The sequence below is a fragment of the Bradyrhizobium sp. UFLA05-112 genome (genome assembly GCF_053572325.1).
Map to the genome: position 1 here is coordinate 41,086 of NZ_JBANBK010000067.1, position 6,252 is coordinate 47,337.

Annotated in this window: 4 protein-coding genes; all 4 read left to right on the top strand. The window is 58.2% G+C overall.

What is annotated here, in order from left to right:
• The first annotated feature begins 95 nt into the window (after positions 1-95).
• Positions 96-470 carry a DUF1330 domain-containing protein gene (locus SO180_RS30830; RefSeq protein ID WP_449382596.1) on the top strand — a complete coding sequence of 125 codons (375 nt, stop codon included), beginning with the start codon at positions 96-98 and terminating at the stop codon, positions 468-470.
• Between the two features lie 586 nt (positions 471-1,056).
• Positions 1,057-1,644 (top strand): hypothetical protein, encoded by a 588-nt coding sequence (locus tag SO180_RS30835; RefSeq protein WP_449382597.1) that lies wholly within the window; start codon positions 1,057-1,059, stop codon positions 1,642-1,644.
• A 1,569-nt stretch (positions 1,645-3,213) separates the two neighbouring features.
• Complete coding sequence (locus SO180_RS30840; protein ID WP_449382600.1) at positions 3,214-3,696, top strand: hypothetical protein; 483 nt, start codon at positions 3,214-3,216, stop codon at positions 3,694-3,696.
• Positions 3,697-4,727: 1,031 nt separating this feature from the next.
• Positions 4,728-5,246, top strand: a complete 519-nt coding sequence (locus SO180_RS30845) for a hypothetical protein (protein ID WP_449382598.1) — start codon at positions 4,728-4,730, stop codon at positions 5,244-5,246.
• Positions 5,247-6,252 lie beyond the last annotated feature (1,006 nt).

The following is a 6,252-nucleotide window of genomic DNA, read 5'->3' on the forward strand; positions in this document are numbered from 1 at the left end:
ACGACTTCGTTAGCGCAGTTGCGATGCTACTGGCGCATTGCAACTCAGACCGACAGATGAGCAACGGGTCGCTCGAAATGTTCGGAGCAAGTTCCATGCGGTGGATCGGATTTCTGCTTGTTCTCGGGTTTACTTGCCTTGGCACCGTGTCGATTGCGGAGCAGCAGCATCCGGCCTTTGTCATTATTGAGCGAACTGAGACCACCGCAAGCGAATCGATCCAGAACGAGTACGCAAAGCTCGCGCGGGAAATCTTGCCGAGATACGGCGGGCGCTACCTGGCGCGCAGCCAGAACAATCTCCTTCTGGAGGGAGCAGGCTCCGCGCCATGTTGTATGGCTATTTTGCAATTCCCAAGCCTGGATGCAGTTCGCAGCTGGTACGAGTCACCCGAAAACCAATCGGCCGCAAAAGTCCGACAGAGCGGCGCCAAATTTCGAATCGTTGCGATTGAAGGCCTGCCCGGGTGACCGTTTGGGAGGGTTCGTCTTCGCTGAATGCAGCAGCGCGTGCAGTAGCTCGCGTGCATGAAGGGAGACGAGACGTGGCACGCTCTACTCAGCGGGCCGTAGCACTTCGTCGTGAACCTTCCGACGCGCTCCGCACGGTCGTCCGGTTCTTCTGGGGCGTGTAGGAAAAGCGGGGTACGCGCGACTGCACATACTGAGCATATTTGGTACGAAAGAAGTCGTGGTTGCAGTTACAGGAAGAGGTGCGTCCTACTCAATGTCGGCTATGCGCCGATAGCGACCAACTTCCTCATCGCCACGAAATGACGCGATGAGGCCAGAAGGCGGAAGTGAGCTATCCTGCCCGCGACGCAACAGGACGGAAACACGATGCCTGAAACCGTTACCTTTGATGGCTCGCCTGTCGCTAAGGGGGGCTGGGACCGTCAGCGCGTCGACACTCGCGCTGCACCTCGATTGCACCCACCTACATCTGCAAGCTCGCAGCGGAAGGCGTGATCCAGCGGCAAGGTGACAGCTTCCCGCGCGACCGACGGCAATCGCCACGCAGCGAGGTTGACGCTGGTCACGTCAGGGCTAAGACCGAATGCTGCAACTGCGGTTGATGGAGAAGCGACGCGAGCTGGTGCGCCGGGACGATGTCGATGCCCTGATCGACCAGCTCGCTGGCATAACGCTGACGCATCTATCCGGCATCGCGGCCCGATGCTCGCGCGACATACAGGTCCGGCGCAGTATCGACGCCGTCGTGGATCAGGTCCGCCGGGAGATCGCGTCAGCCTGTCTTGCCAAGGCGGACGAGTGGAACGAGCCACCGCTCGATGAGTGGGTACATCTCGCACAGAAAGGCGGTGCGCGATGGGCTTACGGAAGCTGTGATCTTCACCGTTGGAACGCGGGGACCGACACAAGGTTAGACAGATTGCGTACCATCGCGGCTGCGCTGACCGGCGCGTTGCATTGGAGGCGGCGCATGAAAGTCATCGTTGATGAAACCGGCGAGATCATCGCCATAGCAACGGATGATTATACTCTAATCGGCGGCCACCATCGCCTCGCGGTGGCGGGCAGCATGGGCAAAAGACTGTTCTGGCGAGATACTGGCGAACCTGTGAAGCTCGATCTCTTCTTCAAGCATCATGATCATGGAAGTTCCGTTCGACATTCAGCCTGAGCCGTTCGCCCGGATTATCATTTGGGTACATCGCAGTGTCGCCGTCGCGGTGTGCGCAAACTTCGATAGTGTTATTCGTCAAACAGGTCAGCGCGCTTTACTTTCTGAATACCTGCCCTGCGGAGCGCTGCAAACGTATAAGCCACCAGCTCCGCCCAAGGGCAGCCATCGCTAACAGGAGCGTTACTGCCCTTGGCTCTGGGAGTGCAAATCTCGGAATAGCTACTTTCACTCGAAAATTCCCCGAGTAGTCGAGCGTCAGCCCATGCCCGAAATGCCCACCGCCCGACTGCCGCATGAAACTCGTCGCCGAACGTCCCTTCGCCAACCCGGAAGCCGCAGCTCGCAAGCTTGTCGAGATCGCCGCCGGCATTGAGCCCGTCCAGGACCAGGACGGCCGCATCCATAAGCCAGCGGCCCGGAGTTCGGCGCCGGCATCAAATATGCCGTCGAGCGCGGCTGGCCACGCGGAAAAGCTATGCAGCGTGTGCCAGTGCGGGCATGCGGCGGCGACTGATGTCCCAGTACGTTCGCAACTGGACCGAAGCCACGCGCTCGGTTCTCATCATCGCCTGAACTCGCCGGCGACGAGTTTGCTGCCGGTTGGGAACAAGAATCGGTTGTGCTGTTTAGGGAGTCCAGGGGGACGAGAGTCTGTCAGGAGTTCCCTCATGACCAGGAAAATTGTTATCGCGATGGCGGCAACGGCCGTGATTGCGCTTGCCCCCACAGCATCCTCCGCGCGTGCGGGCTTTCACGGAGGCGGCTTTCACAGAGCTGGGCTCCACAGTGCTGGTTTTCACAGAGCTGGTTTCCACAGAGCCGGCGGTTGGCGCGGCGGCGGCGTCGCTTGGCGCCGGGGCGGCCGGGGATGGCATGGACCGGCTGTAGCAGCTGGCGTGGGTCTCGGCCTCGCGAGTGCTGCCACCTGGGGCCGCCCGGGTTGGAACCAAGGTTGGGGCTGGAATCAAGGTTCGGGATGGAATCAAGGATGGGGACAGGGCTGGAACCAAGGTTGGGGATGGGGCCCAGGTTCGAGTTATGCTGCCTGGGGCGGCAGCTGCACGCAGTGGCGCCGAGTCTGGACCGGTCGGGGATGGCGTGCTGTGCCAGTGAACGTTTGCCGATGACGGCTGTCTAAGCACGAACACTGCAGTAAAAACCCGCCGGCGCTCTCATGTCGGCGGGACTTCATTCGGCGCGGTAATAATTCAATCCTTTGCTGTACCTGGACGCCCCGACGCCCCTCTCACCGCCGCTGATGGCTTGGTCGCTACTGAGTTCGTGTAGTCCGCGTGGGATTGTTCGACCGGCTATGTATCCCAGTACGACCTCGAAACCGGGAGCTTCAATGCCTTGCCGATCCTGCTCGGGCGTCTTTCGGTACGCATCGAGGGGCGACCGCGTCTGGCCCAGCGATGCGTGGTCACTTCCTGGAAGTCCGGCAGCGAAGGCCACCGTCCCCCCGCGCCGTTGCGATGCCCCGGGCATTCGGCTTTTTAACCATCCGTTAACCGTAGCTTTCCATGATGCTGCTGGTGTGTGTGTTAGCAACGGGGCTTGAATTTGATGGCGCAGCGTAATTCCAGTGCGTCAGTTGGACGGGACGAGACCGTCCTGAACTTTCCCCCGCCGCCGGCACCAGACAAGGGAGCAACAGCCCTCGACTTGGTGTATCAAGCGGCCGACGTCTTCCGCAGTATGGAGGAGCATGCCCGTGAGACCGAAGCCCGCGCCCAATCGCTTTGCGCGAGCGCCTTAGAAAGGCTGCGGCACGCTGAAATTCGGGCTGAGGCCGCCGAGCGGGCGCAGCGTGAACTGATCACCACCGCCGAACATAAGTTGCAAGGTGCGTGCAGAGCGCTAGAACAAGCCCAGTCGTGCATTGAAGCTCAAAAGGATAAGCTGACGGCTGCAGACCTTCGCGCCAAAGTTGCCGAAGCTGAAGCGCGAGAGGCCAAGGAAGCACTGGCGCTCGTTGAAGAAGCCATTCGCAAACGTCTGCTTTGCGCAAACCCGGATGCAGATAGCAGGTTGACAGCAGTTGCCTGATTGCTACCCATAGCTTGCTGGGCGCCGCCGACGAGCGGCTTGTTAGTGTTCGTGGTCGTGCTTTGGTGCCTCAGCGGAAAGTTCGAGGTTTCGTAGGTCCTCTTCGAGTTCCGCCACGAGCTGATTTATCTGCGATAGCAGGTCAGGGTCCTGCGAAAACACCTCTGCCAGCAACCTGTATCGGGCGACGGCGTTCATCAGTTCCATATGGAAGTCGTATTCACCCATGCAAATCAAAGCGTGCGCGACCACTTAGTTTCGTAGCGATGCAATAGCAGCACTCTGCTGCTTAACCTCGGCGGCGGCAGCGGCTACGAACTTGAAATCGGGTTGGCCAGCGTCTCGACATAGGATCACCTAGCGGTAGATGGGGTCAGCTCGATTTGCGGGGACGGCTATCGATCTTTGGTCTCAAGGACTGTGCAAGATCAGTCCTGGCCCGAAGACGCTGATCGCTCGTGCAGCCCAGATTGCTTCCGGCGACACCAAGACAATGGCGAGCGCCACTAGAGCGATCGAGTGGCCCCCAGCACCGCCTTTAATGTTCTAAAAGTTCCTAACATGGTCCCAGTTCCCTGAGAGAATAAAACACCGGGAACTGCAAGATGGTCCAGAACCGGAGTTCACCCCCAAGGGTTAACATCATGAAAGGCCGAAAGCAGGACCCCAATCATTGGCACGGGCACGCTGAGATAAGAAATGGCGGCCAGCCAAGAATATAGTTTCTCCGCTATGAAACTCCTGACTGAATACATAGAACACGCATTGCAGTTTGAGCGCTTGGCTGCCCACGAAGCTGATCCAAATCTCAAGGCGCAGCTCGCCGAACAAGCGAAAGCCTATCGCGAGTTGGCTGCAGAGCGCGCTGCCCGGTACGGACTCCCGCCCCCTAGTCCGCCCCGAGAAGCCACGCCCGTTTGAAGACCGCTTCAGTTGCCAGTCTTTTCGACTCCTCCCTTAACTTCGGAGATCAGCAACTAGAGTTTAGAACCTTACAGAGCGGCAAAACGTAGCTTGTCACCGTAGCTACTATGGCAGTCGGCAACACTGCTCTTGCCGCAAATCTGGTGGAAGCTACGGGCCTGCCACTGATGACGGTGCTCGTGACGATTCCGATGAAACATTTTCGGAAAGGACAGTGGGTTTTCTGGTGTCTCCCTGCTTTGCTTTTGCTGAGCGGTTGCGGCGGGACGACGCCCGAGTGTGATTCTTTCGATACGCGCAGTACGGTGGTTAAGATCGTTTCAGACAACAGCGACAACGCGCTTGTCAACTACGCGGTCAAGAATTCGAGCGCGATCGCGGCGATGGTAAGTAATACGAGCACAGAAGCCGAAAAATTAGCCACTTTGAAAAAGGCTAGACAAGGCGCCGCATACAGGTTGGATGAAACAATACGCACAAATTCAAAAGCCAAGCGAGCAGTTACTTGTACGGCGTTGTTGCATGTGACCGTTGAGGATGTAACAGCGCAAAAAGAGGTGGACTTTAAGGTAGAACAAGCTGCGGACGGCAAGATTTCCATTTCGGTCAGTCCGTTTCAATTTTGAGATGCCACTCCACTGACGACTTCCGACGAGGTAGGCGAATGATCTCGTTCATTGGCCATTCTGAAGTGTCTACACGTGCTGTCGAGGTCTCAGGATTTAGCGGACCCGATTTGCTCTCACTGGCATTTTCTGACCCAACTCGGACATTCCTTGGAAAGCCTCTCCCTCAAACTATTTGACGGCTGAACTTCAACTAAGGCTAGTCGATAGAAGACGCCGCCGGGTCGCGACGGCCGATCCCCAAGCGAACTCGCTGGCTCTAAGGTGTCTCGCTCAACCACGCACTTCCCGATTTGAAAGCGTGTGCCAACGTGAGCGACAATTACGTCAGCCACACAGTCATACTTCTGCTTAACACTTGAGCTTGCCGAAACCAAAAGATGACGCTTCGATGAGGTGTCGGGTCTTGGCGTGACACCTAGACTCCTCCAAATCCAGCTTCACGCCATCCCCGCAACGGCCCCCCGTGGGATCCAGCGACGCGGCGGGTTCTTGGGTAAAATACGGCGATGCGCAACGGTACAGTCGGACTCTGACAGGAATGCTGTTCGGTGGATGGACCGCGGATGCGATGCCCACATTGCTATGACTCAGGTTGGGTCTGCGAGGCTCATCCCGAGCGGCCTTGGGAAGGAGGGCCGCGCGCATGCGGATGTGGCGCGCCCGGTGAGCCCTGCCCGGTCTGCAATCGCCCAACTGCTGATGCTATTCCGGAAATGCCGGAGGACGTCGTGATCGACGCCAAGAAAGACGACAGGGAATAGAACAACCGCACGAAGGACCACCGATGTAAGCCGTCCGTCAGATCGACACCCTCTGTCGAAGCGGCTTTCGAAGATCGCATTGGGCGATTGTCTCACACTTCACGTTCTTTGACGTCTCCTTCCCAGGACGTCACTTTACCCCAGCCCATTCTTGTCCAGATGATCCGTAATCCTCCGCTGGGGGCCGCCTTGTCAGGTGGACCGTTGTGTTGAGAACTGTCCTTATGGACAGGCATACTCAC